We start from the raw sequence: 21,025 nt of genomic DNA on the forward strand, positions 1-21,025 counted from the left end.
TCAACTCAAAGCCGCTTGAGCATGATTGAACTTAAAAGCAACTATTTCTAGTTACCATGATTAGCAGGTTTTGCTTGTAAATTTCTCTTTATTACATGTATGCTGTGTAAGGATATATTCCACTATTTATCTGCATGGCGCAATTAGACTTAATTTAAAGCTTAAAAGGATAAACGCATAGATTTATTTTCGTTAATAATTTCTCTATTCAGGGGCTGCACCTGTAGATGGTGCTTCTTCCTGTAGCTTTGTAATAATCCCTTTCATTTATAGTTGTATTGCACTAGGTGTTATTATGAAATAGAATTTAAACAGTTTATTAAAATTAGTCAATCGTTTGCGCTGATATTTATGTTGTAATGCTCGTTTGCTTGTTCTACTTTTAAAAATACAAATCAACAAAACCGAACAGAATCTTAACCAATGCATGTCCCCCTGTTTAAAAAAATATTTGCTTTATTGCTGCTAATCAGCCTTTCTGCTGGTAGCTGGGCCCAAAAAGAAAACACCTTTGCAATAGGTGCCGAATCTTTCGAGCTTAATGGCAAACCATATATAATACGTTGTGGTGAAATGCACTTTGCCCGTATACCAAAAGCTGAGTGGAAACAACGTTTGCAAATGGCCAAAGCAATGGGGTTAAATACGGTTTGTGCCTATTTATTTTGGAATATACACGAAAAAGAACCCGATCAGTTTACCTGGACAGGGCAAAGCGATGCTGCCGAATTTTGTAAACTGGCAAAAGAGGTCGGTTTATACGTAATATTAAGGCCAGGGCCATATTCTTGCGCCGAATGGGAATTTGGTGGTTTTCCCTGGTGGCTGCTTAAAGATAAGAGCATTCGTTTGCGCACGCAACATCCCTATTTTTTAGAAAGAGCCAAAAAATACCTTTTAGCTGTTGGTAAGCAGCTTGCTCCATTACAGATTAACCATGGAGGCAATATTATTATGGTGCAGGTAGAAAACGAGTATGGCAGCTATGGCAACGATAAAGATTATATGAACATTATTAAGGCCAATTTAAAAGAAGCTGGCTTTACTGTTCCTTTATTTCATTGTGATGGACCCTCGCAATTAAAAAACGACCATCCTGAAGACTTGTTCGCTGTGGTAAACTTTGGCAGCGAACCAGAAGCTAATTTTAAAGCCTTAAGGGCTATACAGCCTACAGGGCCATTAATGTGTGGCGAATATTACCCAGGCTGGTTTGATAGCTGGGGCAGGCCACACCACAAAGGCGATATCCAGCGAATTGTAGCCGAGTTAAAATATATGCTCGATAATAAAGCATCGTTTAGTATTTATATGGCGCATGGCGGAACAAGTTTTGGTACTTATAGCGGTGCCAATGCACCGCCTTACCTGCCACAAACCAGCAGTTACGATTACGATGCACCTATTGATGAGGCTGGCAATGCCACCGAAAAATTTTATGCCATACGTAAGTTATTTGCCAGTTACCTGCAAGATGGAGAGGTATTGCCAGATGTGCCTGCGGCAAACAAGATCCAGAAACTACAAGCCGTTACATTCTCGTCAATAGCGGTATTATCTAAAAACCTGTCTAAGCCCATTTTAGCCGATACAGCCATGCTGATGGAAGATTTAGATCAGGATTTTGGTTGTGTAATGTACGAAACCAATTTAGCAGCAGGCCAAAAATCGAGCCTGGTGTTTAAAGACATTCATGATTATGCGTTGGTGTATATTGATGGTAAAAGGATTGGCGAGCTAGACAGAAGAAAAAACAAATTCAGCATCGAAATTCCTGCCAGAATGCACAAAAGTGTATTGCGGATTCTGGTAGAGGCCACGGGTAGGGTAAACTACGGTTACCAGATGCACGATAGGAAAGGAATCCATGGGCAGGTATATTTATTCGAAAATGGAAAACAGACCGTTTTAAGGGGCTGGAAAAATTATCCGGTGAGGCTTGGAGAAGTAAATATTCCGCTTCGTTATGAAGCACTTAGCAATCAACCTGCTACGGCTGCTTTTTATAAGGGGAGTTTTAGTGCCGATAAATTAGAAGATACTTACCTCGATATGGGTAAATGGAATAAAGGTTTAGTTTGGTTAAATGGAACGTGTTTGGGTAGATACTGGAATATCGGCCCTACGCAAACCATGCTTGTACCAGGCAGCTGGCTCAAAAAAGGGAAAAATGAAGTTGTGGTATTCGACCTCTTCGGAACCGAAAAACCGACCTTAAGCTTTTTAGATAAACCAATTTTGGATGTTGTTAACGAAAAACAGCCAGAGCTGCACAAAAAAGATAACCAAAAATGGGTGGCAGATGCACAACAAGCTTATGCCGAAGGCAGTTTTGCGAACGATAACAAATGGCAGCAGGTTAGTTTTAAAGCTGTAAACGCCCGTTATTTTTGTTTGGAAGCATTATCCGAACAGAAAGGACAGCCATATACTTCGGTTGCAGAAATTGTATTGTTGGATGATAAGGGGAACGAAATTCCGCGCAGTGATTGGAAAATAGTATATGCAGATAGTGAAGAACTTGGAGGCGATGATGGAAATGCCGCTAATGTTTTCGATTTGCAGTTTACCAGTATCTGGCATACACAGTGGGAGTCTAAATCGCCAAAACCTCCACACCAGATTGTAATAGACCTGGGTAAAAATTATACCATAAAGGAATTAAAGCTTTTACCCCGACAGGATAATGCCAATGGAAGAATTAAAGATTACAAATTATATTTTGGCCAAACACTTTTTAAAAATCTTTAGCTCATTAAGGCACTGTAGATGAATGGATTTTAGTGTATGGAAGTGCCAAAGAATACCTAGTAAAACGTTTGTTCAGTATTAACCGGATCAATTAAAAAACTAAACAATAAATATTAAAAAACACAAATGGAACGTAGAGAATTTATCAAAAATGGTGCATTCACGGCTGCTGGTTTAACCGTCCTGCCAACCGGAAGTTTATTTGCGTCATCAGACAGCGGAAAAGTAAGATTAGGTTATATCGGTGTTGGTGCACGTGGTATGAGCCATATCTCTGAAGGTGCCTTAAGAGATGATGTAGAAATTGTTGCTATTTGCGACACCCAGGAAAGCTCACTTAAAATCTGTCGCAATTTTATAGCCAAAAAAGGCAGACCTGCAGCAACAGAATATACCGGTGGCTTAGATGCTTACAAAAAACTTTTAGACCGTAAGGATATTGATGCTGTAATTATAGCAACACCATGGCAGTTTCACCGCGACCAGGCAGTGGATGCCATGAAAGCTGGTAAATATGTAGGCTGCGAGGTAATTGCAGGTTTAAGTGTTCAAGATCATTGGGATATTGTAAACACTTCTGAAAAAACAGGAATGCCATATATGACCTTGGAAAACGTTTGTTACCGTAGAGATGTAATGGCAGCTTTAAATATGGTTAGGCAGGGGCTTTTCGGCGAATTGGTGCACCTTGAAGGTGGCTACCAACATAATTTAAGAAACGTGCTTTTTAACAACGGTAAAGATTATTATGGTGGTGGGGTAGAGTTTGGACCAAAAGCACTAAGCGAGGCACAATGGCGTACGCAGTTTAACATCGATCAGGATGGCGATTTATATCCTACCCACGGTGTTGGCCCGTTAATGCAATATGCTAACATTAACAGGGGTAACAGCTTTACCAGCCTGGTATCATTCAGTTCTAAAGCAAGAGGTTTGGCCGCTTACGTAGAAGAGGTTTCTCCTGGCCACCCTAACGCTAAAATTAACTATAAAAATGGTGATGTTACCACTACGCTGATCAACTGTGCAAACGGTGAAACCGTATTATTAAGTCACGATACCCACTTACCTCGGCCGTATTCTATCGGTTTCAGGGTACAGGGAACAAAAGGTCTTTGGATGGATGTAAACAAATCAGTATACATCGATCATAAATCGAAAAAAGATGATGTATGGGATCCGGCGCAAGAATGGTTTGCTAAATATGATCACCCACTTTGGAAAAAATATGAAACAGAAGCTGTAGGTGCCGGTCATGGTGGTATGGATTGGTTTGTATTTAATGGATTTATCCAGGCGGTAAAACAGAAAAAACAAACGCCTATCGACGTTTATGATTCAGTTACAATGAGTGTAATTACGCCACTTTCTACCAAATCGTTAAAAGAAGGAAATATGCCACAGAAATTCCCTGATTTTACAAAAGGAAAATGGAAAGATCGAAAAAATACTTTCGCTTTAGACGATAGCGGCTTTTAGTCTCGGTTGCGGGTATTGCTTATGGCGTACCCGCATATTTTAATACGCAACTTTATTCAGGCTGATCAAATGGTTTTCCTGAAGCAATTTTTATTCAAATATATATTAACATCTTATGTTTCAAGCAGTTTTAGGTGCTTATGGACTTAATGCAGAAAAATTTAAAATTGAACCTTTCGGCTCGGGTTTAATTAACCATACCTGGAAAGTTTACGGTGAAGGATTAGCCTATATCTTGCAAGAGGTAAACACAGAGGTTTTTCGCCAGCCTCAAAATATTGCTCAAAATATTGAGACAATAAAAAAATATCTCGATCAAACGGCCCCTAAATATCTATTTGTTGCCCCAATTGCGGCTTCAAACGGAGATGATTTTGTGGTTATTGACGATCATTTTTACAGGGTTTTCCCATTTGTGGAAAATTCTTGCTCTATTGATTTTGTACATCAGCCTGAGCAGGCTTATCATGCTGCCAAGCAGTTTGGTAAATTTACCAGGATGCTTTGTGCCTTTAACGTACAAAAATTGAAGCCCACCATCGAAGATTTCCATAACCTGCCTTTGCGCGTAGAGCAGTTTAAAAAAGCATTGGAACAAGCTAGTGACGAACGAATTTTTGAGGCAAAGTTTGCTATTGAGGAGATTATCAGGCATTACGATATAGAAGAGCAGTATGTACATATGGTAGATAGCGGCGCGCTTAACTTACGTGTTGTGCATCATGATACCAAAATTAGCAATGTATTGCTACAGGCAGAAACCGGCGTGGGTTTATGTGTAATCGATTTAGATACCGTAATGCCCGGATACTTTATCAGCGATGTGGGTGATATGATGCGTACCTATCTCTCAGAAGCCAATGAAGAAGAAAAGGATTTTAGCAAAATAGCCATTAGAGAAGACGTATTTGCCGCAATACATAAAGGCTACATGGAAGAAATGGACCAGGTTTTGGCCTTTACCGAAAAACAGTTCTTTATTTATTCGGGTAAATTTATGATTTACATGCAGGCGGTAAGGTTTATAGCAGATTTCTTAAACGGCGATATTTATTATAAAACGAATTATGCTGATCACAATTTAATAAGGGGCTTAAACCAGATCGATTTACTGAATAAGTACATAGCCAAAGAATCGGAATTTGAAGGAATTATTAAGCAGATTAATGAAAATAGAATTAGCGACTCTAAAACAATATTAAACTAATAAGGTAAAGGCAAGGTGTTCAGTTTTTATGCTTCATCGTTTAGGCTGGACATTCCTCTTACCTTTTTTCAAATTAATTTCTGATACCTTAATCAAAATGGGCATGCGCATTTTAAAATTTGTTTTTCTTTTAACAGTTCTGTTCCTGAATACACATATTAAAGCGCAAACGTTTGATGCGGTTAGACAATTGGCGGCAAGACGGGCTCCATGGTTAACAAAATCGCTGGTTTTTAAATCTATACCAGCAAACAATGGTAAAGATGTATTTGAACTTTATAGCAGAAATAATAAAATAGAAATCAGCGCTTCGGGTGCAAATGCTGCTGCCGAAGGTTTAAACTGGTACCTCAAGTATTATTGCCGCAGGAGCATGTCGCATATGGGCGATAACCTTTCTCCAATCGAAAAAATCCCTTTGGTAAAAGAAAAAATCCGGATCGTTTCGCCTTACCCATACCGCTATGCTTTAAATTATTGTACCATCAGTTATTCGATGAGTTTTTACAACTGGGCCGATTGGGAACGTGAGTTAGACTGGATGGCACTGAATGGTGTAAATGTAATGCTGGCTCCGATTGGTATGGAAGCCGTGTGGCAGAATACATTAAAAAAACTGGGTTATTCGGAGCAGGAAACACTCGAATTTATCCCGGGCCCTGCTTTTGATGCCTGGTGGTTAATGGGTAATATGGAATCATGGGGTGGCCCTGTAACACAAAACCTGATCAATCAGCAGGCCTACCTGGAAAAAAAGATAATTGCCAGGATGAAGGACCTCGGTATAGAACCGGTAATGCATGGCTTTTATGGCATGGTGCCCACTACGTTAAAAAACAAAGTAAAGGTGGATGTAATTTCGCAGGGCAAATGGGTCGGTGGATTTATCCGGCCAGATTTTTTATCAACCGGCGATCCTGCTTTTAAACGTATAGCTGATATCTATTACAACGAAATGAAGAAGCTATATGGTGCCGATCTGCATTACTTTGGCGGCGATCCTTTTCATGAGGGCGGTAGTGCCGAAGGTGTTGATTTGAAAGCATCAGGTGCAGTGATACAGCAGCTTATGCAGCAACATTACCCCAATGCAACCTGGGTATTGCAGGGCTGGCAATCCAATCCTTCGGCTAAATTACTCGAGGGCCTTGATAAGAAAAAAACACTGATCATTGAGCTCTTTGGAGAAAATACCAACAACTGGGAGAAACGAAAAAGCTACGGTGGTACCCCATTTATATGGAGCAATGTGAGCAATTTTGGAGAAAAGAATGGTATTTATGGTAAACTGCAACGTTTTGCCGACGAAACTTACCGGGCAAAAAAAGGTGTTTACGGGCAATTTTTAAAAGGAGTGGGGATTATTCCCGAAGGGATCAATAATAATCCGGTTACTTTCGATCTGATGTTAGAGTTGGGCTGGCACGATCAGCACGTGGAAGTAAACAACTGGATTAAAGGTTACACTTTGGCACGTTATGGAAAAGCTAACGATAAGATAGAAAAAGCATGGCAAGGCTTGCTCGAAACCGCATATAGCAGTCCCGAGATTTACCAGGAAGGCCCTTCTGAATCTATATTCTGTGCCAGGCCAGATACCTTGATCAACAGTGTTTCTTCATGGGGTACCAGAAAAAGAAATTACAATACTGCCAAATTTAGAGATGCAGTGCTCTTGTTTGCCTCTGCAGCAGCCGATTTTAAGGAAAGCGAAACCTATCAAACAGATTTAACCGATTTTGTAAGACAGGTGCAGGCCAATAAAGGAGATGTGGTTTATAAGGCCATAATTGAAGCCATTAAAAATAAAGATAAGGACCGTTTGGCTGGCGAAGGTTCTAAATTTATAGCATTGATCAATCAACAGGATTCATTATTAAACAGCAACCGTTTCTTCACCCTGCACCGTTGGTTAAAACAGGCGAGTGTGTTTGGTACAAACCATGCTGACAAAACAAATGCCTTAAAAAATGCAAAAGCGCAGATTACCTACTGGGGGCCTGATGATAACCCCAAAACCGATCTGCATGAATATGCGCATAAAGAATGGGCCGGTTTATTGGGTTCTTTGTGTACAGACCGATGGAAATTATTTATGGCTTACCATTTACGGAAATTGAATGGCGAAGAAACCACCAAACCCAATTATTATAAATTGGAAACAGATTGGGCCAATTCACCTGATTTATTTGCGCCAAAAAAGATCAGCGATAAGCAGCGGGATGAACTGATCGAACATATTCTGAAAGGATCTGAAGATTAAATGCTTTGTTCCCTACTGATAGGTTCAAAATATTCTTCTTCCTCGTATTCAAAATCTCTGGCTTCATTGGTTTTAAATACCCAGTATTTCATTAAGGGATAGTTAAAACCATAAGAAACAATACTGTCTATCAGTAACCTGCCAATTTTATAATCGAGGTTAATGGTACTATGTAAGAGGTAAGTTCCGCCTGATTTTAACGAAATACTGCCTAAAACCACGGTGAAAAAACGGACAAGCTGCCCACTGGTAGAGCTGTGGTAGCCGCCGTTACTTTTAAAAGCCCAAAAACGGTTAATACAGAAGTTAACTATCCCGCCGAGGGTGCCTGAAATTAAAATAGAAATGGTAAAGTGGATATGCAGCCATTCTGTTAGTAGTATCATTAATCCATAATCGGTAATTCCGCCTGAGAAAGCCGATACCTGAGCTTTCAGAAAAAGCTTAATAGATGCCCAACTGATCATTCTTTTTCCTCCTGGTCTTTAGTGTCGCCTGCCTTTAAAAGTTTTAATGTATCGATAATATTGATTAACAATAACAATATGCTTGTACCAATGGCGAAATAGGTAATGCTGCCTATAATCAATGTTTCAATAATGAGGATCAATGAAATAATTACACGTAACTCTGTTGGCCCTAAACGGCCTGAATCGATTTGATAAAAACCGGTAATTTTATAGCGGAGTTGACTAATAATCATCGACCAGCCATAAAGCACCACAAATAAAAATGCAAAAACCTGTGTTGTTTGGCTTGCATAAAAGTAGTAGCCTAAGCCGATAAGAATAATGCTGAGCCAATCCATCACAATATCCAATGCAAATCCATACCATTTTCGGGCTGTCTTACGGTAATAAGCCAATCTGCCATCAAGCGAATCGCCAAGCCAATTGATGATAAGGCCTAAAATGCCTACCAGTAAATAATTTCTCGAATGAAACCTGCCTAAAATAAAAGCCAAAAAAACAATTAATGATCCAAACATGCCAATACCTGTCATGATATTTGGCGTAATCCAGCCCGGAACTTTTTTAAGCAAAAATAAGATCAGCCTTTGTTCGCCCTTAAGTAGAATATTGGTTCGCTCGCGATCTGAAAATACTCTTTTGCTATCTGTATTACCTTCTTTCTCTTTAATAATAGCCTCCAATTTAATATCCAATTAAAACAAAGCCGAATAACATAGCGGTTTCTGGTCGGTAAAATTTTAAACTGATTTTCTTCGGAATACCCTTAGCGAAAATACTTAGCCGCTTTAGTTTCCCTGATCTGACCAGGTAAGTAAACAATAGGGCAAATAACATAAATTTATTTTACAATTCCGGCGAAGCGCTGATAAAATACTGTTGGACTATTCTCATTTTTTGGGGCATACTTACCAGCAATAATTGGAATGTAGATTACACGTCTTCTGCTTTCCTCGCCTAGAATGGCCGATTCTGCAACCCTGTGCCAGAGCCTTCCATCATGGATGGTTAAATCGCCTGCTTCAGGTAATATCGATACTTCTTCGGCATCAGGTTTATTATCAAGGAAGTATTTCTTGCGGAAAAGCATTTGATAAATACTCTGTTTGTGCGTACCAGGGATAATTTTTAATCCACCATTTTCAGGCTTTAAAGTACTCAGGTGAATGCCTACATTCAGCATTGGGTTCAGTTTAGTGCCGTAGAAGATATCCCTTAAACCATCCGTGTGCCAGCCCATTTTGCTGAATTTGCTTTCTGGTCCGTTAATGTAGTGGTTAAACACCATGCCGTCTTTTTCTTCGGTACCTAAACGTGCGCCATCACCCGCCAGTTGAAGCAATGCGTTAAAGCGTGGATCTAATAGGAGGCCACTTAGCGTTTGATGTTGTTGGTTAATAAAAGCAAACCGTTGCACAATTGCTGAGCCATCAAGATCTTTTCCGTATTTAATCGGCACGCCGTTTATTTTTTTAACATCTTCCTGTATCCATTTTTGTTCAACCTGTTTAGAGGCATCAATAATTGAATTAACTGTTTCGGGTTTGATGAAATTCTTGAAATGGATAAATCCATGTGTGTTAAAAAAATCAAGCTGTTCTTGTGTTAATTGTTCAGATAAGATAAAGGTTGGATACGATGTGGCCATGTGTAAAAATTTAAAAGATTTAGAAAAAAGAAAAATTGAAATTAGAATTATGCGCAGCAACAGCACATTCGCATTCGCGAGTGGTTCGGTACTGAAGGAAAATAAAACACAGATGTTTTATTCGACATAATCCATAGAATTTGTAGTGTTTAATACAAACGTAACATATTTTTAATATTCTAAAGAATTTTATTAGAAATATTTTAAAATATTTTTTTGAGAAGAGTAGTTCTAATCGTAGAAATCTAATAATAAGCGCAAATCGGGAGGGTTTCGGTTAATTAGCTGTTAGCATCTGCTCTCATACTTAAACTTTCTTTGGGGCGCAATAGTTGTAGAAAACATTCGGTTTCTTCCCGTTTACGCTCATGCCTCGCTTCCTTGTACCTCGTTGCCAGTGGGTAGCGTTCAATGTCATTAAGTTAATGGATAAATCGCAAAAGTATGTCACCCTGAGCGTAGTCGAAGGGCATTTATTTACGTTTTATCAATCTTAAGAAGTCTTCGACTACGTTCAGACTGACGACTGCGTTGCTTAACTTAATGACATTGGGGTAACGTTTCAATCGGGGCTAAGTGGCTAAAAGTAGTTTCTCATTTTGGAGGTTGCGAGGAGCAGAACCCGCTGTTCCTAAACCAGATTGAGCGGAATAGCCCGGAGCGCAGCGAGGACTATAAGCGAAAGCGGGGCTGCACAGCGCCAAGAACCACAGACTGATCATTTCCTAATCCAATTTAGATCGGTGAAACACCACTGATAGGATAAATAAGGGCTTATGGTACGTGAAGACATGAACCAAGGCGATGGGATAAATAGGTTTGTTATTTGAAGCACTCTGTCTGTGCAAAACACTCAGTTTCTTCCCGTTTTCCGCTTATACGCTTTGCTTCCTCGTACCTCGTTGCTGCAGGGTGACGCTTCAACCGGAGCTAGGTGGCCAGCTCAGCATTTCATTTTAGAGGTTGCGAGGAGCAGAACCCGCTGTTCCTAAACCAGATTGAGCGGAATAGCCCGGAGCGCAGCGAGGACTATAAGCGAAAGCGGGGCTGCACACTGCCAAGAACCACTGAATGCTCGTTTCCTAACCCCATTTAAGTCGGTGAGATACCAACCGATAGGATAAATAAGAGGTTACGGTATGTAAAGACAAGATCCATGGTGATGAAAATACCTAACTGCAGATAAATGATAAGATTAAGTCTTATAAATGCCTGCGGCCATTTTTTCAATAAATGCTTTTGGTAAAATCCTGTTGGCATACACACTGATAATATTGGTAAAACCTGGAATAATTTCAGATTTTTTGGCAAACATTCCTTTTATCGCAATTTCAGCCACCTCATCAGGCCTCATGTTAAACTTTTCAGCCATTTTGTTAAATGCATCTAATCCGGCCCGGTGGGCAAAACCCGTATCAACTGGGCCTGGGCTCAGGCAACTCACAGAAACCGGTCCATCTTTAAGCTCGAATCTTAGTGCCCTAGTAAAAGATAAAATAAAAGCTTTAGTTGCCGAATAAATGGCCAAGGTTGGCACCGCCTGGTAGGCCGCGGTACTGCATACATTAAGGATGTATGCTTTTTTCTGTGTTGAAAGGATTGGAAGCAACAAATGGCACAATGAAGTCACAGTAGTCATGTTTAATTGACACATTTCTAACTGAGCGCTTAAATCCAGTTCTCCAAATTTTCCCCACAATCCGTAGCCTGCATTGTTAATTAAGATATGGATGGCGTAATTTTTTTCTGTTATCCAGTCATGTACTGCTTTTGGGGCTTGTGCCTGGCTAAGGTCAATTGCTAAGATCTGCACTTCAACCCCATATTCGTTTTTAATAGCTGTTTGTAAAACACTTAATTCATCAGCCGAGCGGGAAATAAGCAACAGGTTAATTTTTCTCTTGGCCAGCGCAATGGCCATCGATTTGCCAATACCTTTACTGGCTCCGGTTATCACTGCGTAGGTAATTTTTGTTTCTGACATCTTTTTACTCAAAACGATTTACCACAAATATCAAATAAATTAAACCTTATGTCTCATTTATTTTAAAATGGTGCATGACTAAACACCAGTTATCCATCTTTTTTAATTTATTATTTTTAATGAGTCTAAATAATGTTAGATTTGCCGAAATTTAAGAATTGCATGAAACATCCGTACATAAAATTTTTTATCACATCACTTTTTATACTATCAACGATCAGCCTCTTTGCGCAAACAGGGAAAGGAACAATTAGCGGAAAAATTGTCGATTCGTTGGGGAACAGCATACCCTTTGCCAATATAGAGGTTAAAAAACAGCATCTTAAAACCACTTCTGATAAAACGGGAGCATTTAAATTAAATGCAGTTCCTGTCGGGAACCAGCAGGTTAAGGTTACAATTACGGGTTACGATCAGCTTGAACAGGGTATATCAGTTACTGCAAATGATACCACCCGGGTAACGTTCGTTTTAAAAGAGCAACGCTCAGATCTTAACGATGTTATTGTTTCGGCAAGCAGACGGCCAGAATCATTATCACAAACACCATCATCGGTAACTGTGCTAACCGCAAAAGAATTAAATACACAATCTGCAATCAGTCCGAATTTAGCCAATATACTTTCTTACAGTGTACCTGGATTAGGCTTTTCGACCAATCAAACGGGCAACTCTGGTCAGACTTTACGTGGTAGGAATGTTTTGGTTTTAATTGATGGTATTCCGCAATCTACTCCATTAAGAGCAGGAGGAAGGGATATCCGCAGTATAGATCCTTCAGTTATCGAGCGTGTTGAAGTGATTAAAGGGGCCACCGCTATTTATGGTAATGGTGCAGAGGGTGGTTTAATCAATTATATTACTAAAAAGGCCGACAATGGAAAAGCATTCGGCGGTTATACTCAGGCCGGAATTACAGGAAACCTAAAAGGCGACAGCACCATTGGCTACCGTTTTTCGCAACAGCTTTATGGTAAAACAGGTAAATTTGATTACCTGGTAAGTGGTATGTTCGAAAAAACTGGTGTTTTCCGCGATGCCGAAGGCCTGGTTATCTCGCCAGAATACGGCTTAGGTGAAACCAAATCTTACAACGGTTTTGTAAAGCTGGGTTATAACTTTAACCCAAAACAACGTTTGCAGTTGATGTATAATTATTTCAGCTCACGCCAGCATTCTAAGTATATCACCAAAGATGGCGTTTACGGTCAATCGCCGGCTATTGGTATTTACGGAACAAGATTAGGCGAAGAGGAAGGGACCAGGTTTAACCACAATGCTAATTTACAATACACCAATCAACAGATTTTCGGAAAAACTGATTTAACAGCCAACCTATATTACCAGGATTTTTATACCATTTATTCTAACTCGGCCTCATTTTTCGGAGGCGGCCAGTCGGCCATTACCTCTACCAAAAAAGGGGCAAGGGTAAACTTGAATACACCTTTTAATATTGCAGATCAGGTACCCCTGCAACTGAACTATGGTTTGGATTTAATGAACGATAAAACTGCTCAGAGCTTAACTGATGGTCGTTTATGGGTGCCAAATATGAATATGGTGAACTTTGCGCCCTACTTGCAGGCCTCTGTGACATTAATTAACGATTTAACGATAAAAGGAGGCTTGAGGGTTGAAAATATTAATATTGACGTAGATGATTTTAATACCCTGGCTACCGGTGCAAACGGCGCAGGAAGTATAGCTGTACAGGGCGGCAAATTAAATTACAACGCTTTGGTGTTTAATGCCGGTGCACGTTATTCAAAATTCAGGTTTTTTAACCCTTTTGTCAGTTATGCGCAATCGTTCTCGGTATTTGAGCTGGGCAGGGTATTAAGGGCAGCAAAAAGTAACACTTTGTCGCAGTTAGAAACTAAACCCATCATCGTAAACAATTATGAAGCTGGTTTTAGCAGTACTGTAGGTAAACTGAATTTCAGTGCTGCTTACTATTACAGCACGTCTAAACTAGGGGCCAATCTTTTAGAAGTGAATGGTACCTATATTTCTCAACGTATTCCAGAGCGTGTATATGGATTTGAAATCCAGGCTGATTATCAGGTCTTAAAAGAACTGAGCATCGGTGGTAATTATGCACAAGTAGAAGGAAAAGGGGATGTAGATAATGATGGTAATTTTAACGGAGAAAAAGATGTGTATTTAAATACAACGCGTATTCCACCATCAAAAACTACTGTTTATCTTAAATATTCTGGCATTAAAAACTTAAGCCTGGATGTAAATTGGATGCGCGTAGGAAATCGCGACCGTTTTAAAACCAATGCAGCCGGTAAATACTTAATTGGCGAAGGTCCGGTAAAGGCCTTCAACTTATTTAATGTTGCAGCAGTATATCAGGTTACACAGCCTTTAAAACTATCGGTAGGCATAGAGAATTTATTTAATAAAGTTTATTATCCTGCCATTTCTCAATTTTATGGCAGCAATGTAAATTATGTAAGGGGGAATGGACGCAGATTTAACCTATCGTTAGGCTATGCTTTTTAAATAATGAAGAACAGGAATTTTAAAAATGCCATCAGGAACATTCACCTGTGGTTAGGCCTGGCAACCGGCCTGGTGGTTATCATCATCAGTATTACCGGAGCGCTTTATGTTTTTGAAGAAGAAATCAGGGATTTTACGCAAAAAGATTACCGCTATGTAACATCTCAGCAAAAGCCTTTTGCAGGTTTAGATAAAATTATTTTAAACTTCGGGAAGTTATCGCCGAAGGATGAGCTGAAGGTAATCAGAATTGAAGATGGGATTCCTAATGCGACGGTAGAAATTACCACAAAAAAAGCCGCGGTTTATTACTTTGACCCGTACAGTGCAGAATTGGTTAAGAAAGGCAAAGAAGATTGGCTCGAAGTGACAGAGCATCTTCATACCTCATTGTTGCTCGGTAAAACCGGGAAGTTTATCGTGCAGTGGTCGGTGGTTATTTTTGTATTGATGCTGATAACCGGACTCATACTCTGGTTTCCTGGCCAGATGCGTTTATTAAAACAATCGTTAACCATTAAGAGAAAAGCTTCATTTAAAAGATTAAATTACGATTTACACAACGTATTGGGCTTTTATGCCTCTGTAGTGCTGCTAATTACCGCTTTAAGCGGCCTGTACTTTGCTTTTAAGGGAGTGAAAAATGCAGCCAGTTTTTTAACGGGAAGTAAATTGGGGCAGGGCAAAGCTGTTGTTTTAGCCAAACCCACGAATATAGAGCCTTTGCCTACGCGTTATAATAAAATTTATACCGAAGCCAAAATGAAGTACCCAGGGGCTATTTCTACTAGTTTTTCGCTGCGCGGTAAAAGCGAACTGCGGTTAAGAATGATTTACCCCTACCGTTGGGCACGTAACCAGAATACCTTTTTTTATGAGGAAGCCACTGGCAGAATGATTAGAGCCAAACTGTATAAAGATTTTAATGGTGCCGATTTGATTGAAGCCACCAATTACGATCTGCACACGGGAAGGCTTTTGGGGCTCCCAAATAAAATTCTTTCTTTTTTAGCGGCTTTGGTAGCAGCAAGTCTGCCGGTTACCGGTTTTATCATCTGGTGGAAAAAAAGAAAAAAGCACAAAAAGAAAGCGTAAATCTAAAAGGCTGATTCGGCATATGCTTTAAGCTGGTTCAGCCCCGATTGGCAAAATGCCTGTTGCATGGCGAAATCGAGATCTGCAACAGGTTCAAAGATTTCGGTAAGGGTAACAGGGTTATTTCCTGTAAAGGTAATCAGGCTTTTCCTTCCATCGTCCAGTGTATAGGCAATTCGCTCATGCTCAATAATTTCGGTGTAAGTTCCGCTAAAATCAAAATTTTCGGTTCCGTCTTTTCTGGCCATAGCATATAAAAAACCACCACCTATTTTCAGGTTATTTTCAATTTTTTTGTTAATCCATTCATCTGATGGCGCATTCCACTTCATGATATGTTCGGGTTCATTCCAGATTTTCCACACCAGCTCTCTCGGTTGGTTTATCTCAATACTGGCTATTAAAGCATTCTGGTTCATACAGCTAAATTAATTGTTTAAAGTATGCCTTTAGGTGGCCATTGGAGACAAATTAAAGGGTGATTTGAGCGGAATTAAACATATTGTTTAAAGAAAACAGTAATTTTTTATATCTGCTTTCCAGACTTATGGTGTATGATTATATAGATAAAGCAAACAAAAATTGCCTCATAACTGTAATTATAGTTCCTCTAACACGGGAGTAATTGGAAAGGGGTAAACATGGATGTGGCTACCCTTTTCTCTTTTGACAACATTTTAAGCAGTGAACTTGTTTAGTTCATTTTGTTCAGTGATGCTTGGCAGCATTCGAAACGATAAGAAAGTGCTTTTATAACAAAATAGGAAATACATCCTTATGCTGAATTGGCTGCCAAACCATTTTCTATCGCTCTAATTTTTTTGTACCCTTGTAAAAAAAGTAAAATGGAAAAACCACTTGTTAATATCACTTACTGCCCGAAATGTGGCTGGATGTTGCGATCGGCTTATATGGCGCAAGAAATTTTAACCACTTTTGTAGATGAGGTAAGGGGCGTAACACTAATTCCAAGTGAGACATCAGGAGTTTTTACTATTCATGTTGCCGGGAAACTAATTTTCGATAGAAAGCAGATGCAACGTTTTCCTGAAATTAAAGAATTAAAACAGCTTATTCGTGATGAAGTAAATCCAACGATGAACCTAGGCCATTCTGATATAAAATAATCTGTTGATAATATTGCTCAATAGCAGGTCCAAAAGCAGAAAGTTAAAGAATATCAATTTTGGCGGATATAATAATAAACCGAGGGCAAGTGTACACGCGACACGCGTACGTCAGCGAGGGGCATACATCTCTCACTAAGCTTTCACAGTAAAATAACTTATTCATTTTAAACAGGCTTTAAAAGCGTCTTAATGTAGGAGAAGTTATACTTTTTTCGCTATATAATCCTAGGGTATACAGCTGATGGAGTTTTAGGAAAATATGTATATTCGTTTCGTACCAAGTAATACTACGGTACTGTTTTCTCTATGTTCCTTATTCAAAAAAAAACGGCTTGCTTCATACTTTTTTTATGTATGGGCGCAGGTATTTGTTTTGCCCAGTCTCCAGCTGTTCCCCTTAAATACTTGGGGGTAGAAAATGGACTGTCTAACAATGTGGTAAATTCCTTGTATCTAGATCATTTCGGGTTTATGTGGATGGGTACCTATGATGGATTAAACCGTTACGATGGTTATCACTTTAAGGTTTTTAGGAATGGATGGGGAGATGAACATTCATTGATAAATAACCACATTACCGTACTAAATGGAGATGCGAATAACAGGGTTTGGGTAGGTACACAAAAGGGAGTCTCATATTATGATTATGCAGATTCCAAGTTCCATCAATTGATTTATCTGGATAAAGGCAAAAAAAATGAGGTAAGCTATGCTATTAATTCCATTGCAATAAGTCAAGCTTTAGTTGTTTATGTGGCTACTGAAGAAAAAGGCTTGTTCATGCTCAAAAAGAATAGCGGCGCAGCAGAACGGATACCATTTGGTAAAAATTTCGATTTTACTGTAAAGGCTTTATATATAGATGAAGACCAAACCCTCTGGCTTTTTATAAAAGATGTAGGCCTTTGTAGGTATGACAATGATAAAAATACACTCCGTTTAGTAAGCACGGCTGTACGCTCGGTAACTTGCATTACAAAAGGGACTAGCCAAATGCTTTGGGTTGGAACAGAGCGAGGACTTTTTCAGTTCGATAAAGCCAAAAACAGCCTTACCAGGTTTAAGCAGCGTTTAAGCAATGAGAATATTATGAGTTTGCTGTTTGATCGGAAACAAAAGCTTTGGATTTCGACTGATGGAGGAGGGATTGCTGTTTATGATACAAAAAATCAAAAAACAGATTACCTGTCTGCAGGAAAAGAAAAAGGCTTATTGAGCAGTAATTCTATTGCACAGGTTTACGAAGACCGTGAATCCAGAAAATGGATTGCAACCTTACGAGGTGGGGTTAATATCATTGATCCGGAAAACGAGCAGTTTACTACTATTAAGCATGATCCGTTAAAAAGCAATTCTCTAATCAACAATTTTGTACTTTCCTTTAGTGAAGATGAAAATAAAAACATTTGGATTGGGACTGATGGTGGTGGTTTAAGTGTTTGGAATCGAAAGCAAAACACTTTTGCTAATTATGCTAAAACCAGCGATCCAAGCTCATTAACCAGTAATTTTGTGACCAGTATTTTAAACGATGCAGACCACAACACTTGGGTGGCCAGTTTTAGCGGAGGGATAGATCGTTTTAATAAAACAACCGGAAAATTTGTTCACTATAACTGTTATAATACTTTTAAAGGTATCGATGATATTAATATTTGGAAGCTTTATCAAGATAAGCAAAAAAATATTTGGGTAGGTACCACAAAAGGCGGCGCATTGTACCGTTATAATAAAAGCACTGATAAATTTGAACTTTTCGACCATAAATTAAAGGATATTCATACCTTGTTCCAAGATTCGAAAGGCAGACTTTGGGCAGGAAATTATACCGAACTGATTGAAATAGATCCAATCAACAAGAAACATCGTTATACGAAGATCAACTTTGCCATTAGGGCCATTCAGGAAGATTTTAACCATCAGATATGGATCGGCACAGAGGGTGGAGGTTTATTGCTTTTTGACCCCGAAACCAAAAAAATAAAACGATATATCCAGAGTGATGGATTACCCAGTAATTCAGTGCTCAATATCCTTCAGGATGCCCAGGGTAATTTGTGGTGCAGTACCTACAATGGCTTATCGAAATTTGATGTTACACACCATAACTTTAAAAACTATTTTGCTACTGATGGTTTACAGAGCAATCAGTTCAATTATAATGCAGCATTAAAGCTTACCAATGGTGATTTTTTATTTGGTGGAATTGGTGGCTTTAACTTGTTTTCGCCCGATAGCATTAAGAAAAATAAGAGGATTCCTAAAATGGTGCTGACTGATTTTAGGATCAATAATATTCCGCTCGATCAGGATTCGAGTTATAACGATATCTCTATTGTTAATTTAGCACGTATCGAAATCCCATTTAATGCTGCAGTGATTTCTATCGATTACGCCGCCATAGAGTTTTCTTTTCAGGATCAGATTTCTTACGCCTATTACCTGGAAGGTTGGGACAGAGACTGGAATGATGTAAACAAATTAAGTACAGCCTATTATTCCAGGTTAAATGAGGGCGAGTATAAACTGCACATTAAAAGTACCGATACCGAAGGTGCCTGGAGCAACAATGAAAAAATCGTAATCATTAAGATTTTACCGCCTTGGTACCGTACCTGGTGGGCTTATACCATTTACCTCATTCTAGGATCGTCGTTATTTTATCTTTTTCAAACCTATCGTAACCGCCAGAGAAGGTTAAAACACGAGGTAGAGATTACCAACCTTAAAATGGAGCGTGAAAAGGACCTGAATGAGAAAAAATTAAGTTTCTTTACCAATATTTCGCACGAGCTGAGAACGCCGTTAACCTTAATTGTTAACCCGATTAAAGATATTATCCATAAAAAAGATCCAGGACCTGAGAAAAACGACTTAAATGTAGTTTACCGCAATTCTAGGCGGTTATTAAGCCTGGTAGACCAGTTATTGCTATTTAGAAAGACTGAAAGTGAGAATGATACCTTAAAAATTGTAAGAATCAATCTATACAAATTTGCCAACGAGATTTTTCTCTGCTTTAATTATTTGGCAAAGCAGAACCATATCGAATATACTTTTGAGTGCGAAGAAGAGGACCTGGATATTTATGCCGATAAAGACAAACTCGAAATTGTTTTTTTTAACCTGCTCTCTAACGCACTTAAATTTACTCCAAAAGGCGGTTTTGTGAAATTTAGTGTTAAAACCATCGGTATGCGGGTGCATATTGAAGTGAGTGATAGTGGTCCAGGCATACCTGTGCATGTGGGTGAAAAATTGTTCGATAAGTTTTATAAAGTGATGTCGAACGAATCGCTAAAGATGGGTTTTGGCATTGGGCTTTATCTGGCCAAAAACTTTGTAGAATTGCACAAGGGTAAAATTTCGTTCCGCTCCAATCAGGGGATGGGCACCGTATTTTTGATCGATATTCCGGTTGGGGAACCAAACTTACAACAAAGCGGTGTTTTCCAAAACGAATTAACCTATGTAAACGAGCTGATTGCACAAGAGGAAGAAGCAGAAAATAACGATGCCGAGAATGTGGGTAACCTCGAATTGCTCATCTCAGATTTACACTCGATTTTAGTTATTGATGATAACCCCGAAATTATCGATTACATCAAGCACATTTTTCAGGATAATTTCAAAATTTACAAAGCCGAAAATGGTACAGATGGACTAAAACTCTGTAAAGAATATTTGCCTGATATTGTTATATCTGATGTAAATATGGATGGCCTTAATGGTATCGAACTCTGTAGGGCGATTAAAGACGATTCAGCCCTAAGCCATATTCCGGTAATTCTGTTAACCGGCGACCCTAGTCCGGAGATAAAACTTAAAGGAATTGAAGTTGGTGCCTACGATTTTATAGGTAAACCATTCGATAAAGAGCTCTTTACGGCCAAAATTAATAGTATTATTAAAAACCGGACCAACCTTCAGTCTTATTTCTACAATGAAATAACCTTAAAAAGTGATGCCCATAAAGTTTCACAAGAAGATAAGGGCTTTCTTCAAAAATGCATTATGATTATTGAAGAAAATCTGATGGAAGACAGCTTTAATGTAAAAACACTGGCATCTGACCTTGGAATGAGTCATTCTAATCTCTACAAAAGGATCAAAGCTACTTCTGGCCAATCGATAAATGGTTTTATCCGTTTTATCAGGTTAAGAAAGGCTGCCGAGTTGTTAATCAATACCAATTTAAATATTAACGAGGCTGCCTTCAGGGTAGGGATAAATGATAGTAAATATTTTAGAGAGCAGTTTCAAAAGCTGTTTAAATTAACACCTTCTGAGTTTATTAAGAAACACCGGAAAAGTTTTCATAAATACTATAATATTAATGCTACAACATAAAAGTTACCCTAATTTAGGCTTTTAAAGGCATTTATCTTAAAACGCCCCCTGCAAAGTATGATTTAGCCCCCTGTGTAAAGTTTAAAAATTTCGGTACTTCGGCTTTACCAAGTGTAAGCAACCGAGCAGCCTAA

General features: G+C 38.9%; 13 protein-coding genes. 8 read left to right on the top strand and 5 right to left on the bottom strand.

What is annotated here, in order from left to right; genetic code table 11:
• Positions 1-459: 459 nt before the first annotated feature.
• The 4 genes from HDC90_RS05010 to HDC90_RS05025 all read left to right on the top strand — a co-directional run bounded on the left by HDC90_RS05010 (position 460) and on the right by HDC90_RS05025 (position 7,700).
• The gene (locus HDC90_RS05010; RefSeq protein ID WP_184464471.1) at positions 460-2,751 is read left to right on the top strand and encodes a beta-galactosidase; all 2,292 of its coding nucleotides are present in this window, start codon (positions 460-462) and stop codon (positions 2,749-2,751) included.
• 126 nt (positions 2,752-2,877) lie between these two features.
• Entirely contained in the window at positions 2,878-4,230 is a 1,353-nt protein-coding gene (locus tag HDC90_RS05015) for a Gfo/Idh/MocA family protein (RefSeq protein ID WP_184464473.1), read from the top strand.
• 115 nt (positions 4,231-4,345) lie between these two features.
• A complete protein-coding gene (locus HDC90_RS05020) occupies positions 4,346-5,437 on the top strand; it encodes a phosphotransferase enzyme family protein (protein ID WP_184464475.1) in 1,092 nt (363 codons plus the stop codon).
• Between the two features lie 103 nt (positions 5,438-5,540).
• Positions 5,541-7,700, top strand: a complete 2,160-nt coding sequence (locus HDC90_RS05025; protein WP_184464477.1) for an alpha-N-acetylglucosaminidase — start codon at positions 5,541-5,543, stop codon at positions 7,698-7,700.
• Here the strand turns inward: HDC90_RS05025 and HDC90_RS05030 are convergent.
• From HDC90_RS05030 to HDC90_RS05045, 4 genes are all read right to left on the bottom strand, one after another.
• Positions 7,697-8,167 carry a GtrA family protein gene (locus tag HDC90_RS05030; protein ID WP_184464479.1) on the bottom strand — a complete coding sequence of 157 codons (471 nt, stop codon included), beginning with the start codon at positions 8,165-8,167 and terminating at the stop codon, positions 7,697-7,699. The genes HDC90_RS05025 and HDC90_RS05030 overlap by 4 nt on opposite strands.
• The gene (locus HDC90_RS05035) at positions 8,164-8,865 is read right to left on the bottom strand and encodes a CDP-alcohol phosphatidyltransferase family protein (RefSeq protein ID WP_255497488.1); all 702 of its coding nucleotides are present in this window, start codon (positions 8,863-8,865) and stop codon (positions 8,164-8,166) included. Before HDC90_RS05035 ends, HDC90_RS05030 begins: the two co-directional genes overlap by 4 nt.
• A gap of 146 nt (positions 8,866-9,011) precedes the next feature.
• Positions 9,012-9,818 carry a phytanoyl-CoA dioxygenase family protein gene (locus HDC90_RS05040; RefSeq protein WP_184464480.1) on the bottom strand — a complete coding sequence of 269 codons (807 nt, stop codon included), beginning with the start codon at positions 9,816-9,818 and terminating at the stop codon, positions 9,012-9,014.
• Between the two features lie 1,195 nt (positions 9,819-11,013).
• Positions 11,014-11,802 carry an SDR family oxidoreductase gene (locus HDC90_RS05045; RefSeq protein WP_184464482.1) on the bottom strand — a complete coding sequence of 263 codons (789 nt, stop codon included), beginning with the start codon at positions 11,800-11,802 and terminating at the stop codon, positions 11,014-11,016.
• Between the two features lie 162 nt (positions 11,803-11,964).
• Here HDC90_RS05045 and HDC90_RS05050 point away from each other — a divergent pair, with 162 nt between their 5' ends.
• Positions 11,965-14,316 (top strand): TonB-dependent receptor, encoded by a 2,352-nt coding sequence (locus HDC90_RS05050; RefSeq protein WP_184464484.1) that lies wholly within the window; start codon positions 11,965-11,967, stop codon positions 14,314-14,316.
• Positions 14,317-14,319: 3 nt separating this feature from the next.
• Positions 14,320-15,411, top strand: a complete 1,092-nt coding sequence (locus tag HDC90_RS05055; RefSeq protein WP_221451796.1) for a PepSY domain-containing protein — start codon at positions 14,320-14,322, stop codon at positions 15,409-15,411.
• A 2-nt stretch (positions 15,412-15,413) separates the two neighbouring features.
• Here the strand turns inward: HDC90_RS05055 and HDC90_RS05060 are convergent, their stop codons facing one another.
• A complete protein-coding gene (locus HDC90_RS05060; protein ID WP_184464486.1) occupies positions 15,414-15,830 on the bottom strand; it encodes an SRPBCC domain-containing protein in 417 nt (138 codons plus the stop codon).
• A gap of 426 nt (positions 15,831-16,256) precedes the next feature.
• On the opposite strand from HDC90_RS05060, the gene HDC90_RS05065 reads away from it, so the two are divergent.
• The gene (locus HDC90_RS05065; RefSeq protein ID WP_184464488.1) at positions 16,257-16,538 is read left to right on the top strand and encodes a SelT/SelW/SelH family protein; all 282 of its coding nucleotides are present in this window, start codon (positions 16,257-16,259) and stop codon (positions 16,536-16,538) included.
• A 357-nt stretch (positions 16,539-16,895) separates the two neighbouring features.
• The gene (locus tag HDC90_RS05070; RefSeq protein WP_184464489.1) at positions 16,896-20,891 is read left to right on the top strand and encodes a two-component regulator propeller domain-containing protein; all 3,996 of its coding nucleotides are present in this window, start codon (positions 16,896-16,898) and stop codon (positions 20,889-20,891) included.
• Positions 20,892-21,025: the final 134 nt, after the last annotated feature.

Origin of the sequence: Pedobacter sp. AK013, from assembly GCF_014205835.1 — a bacterium.
Lineage (GTDB): Bacteria > Bacteroidota > Bacteroidia > Sphingobacteriales > Sphingobacteriaceae > Pedobacter.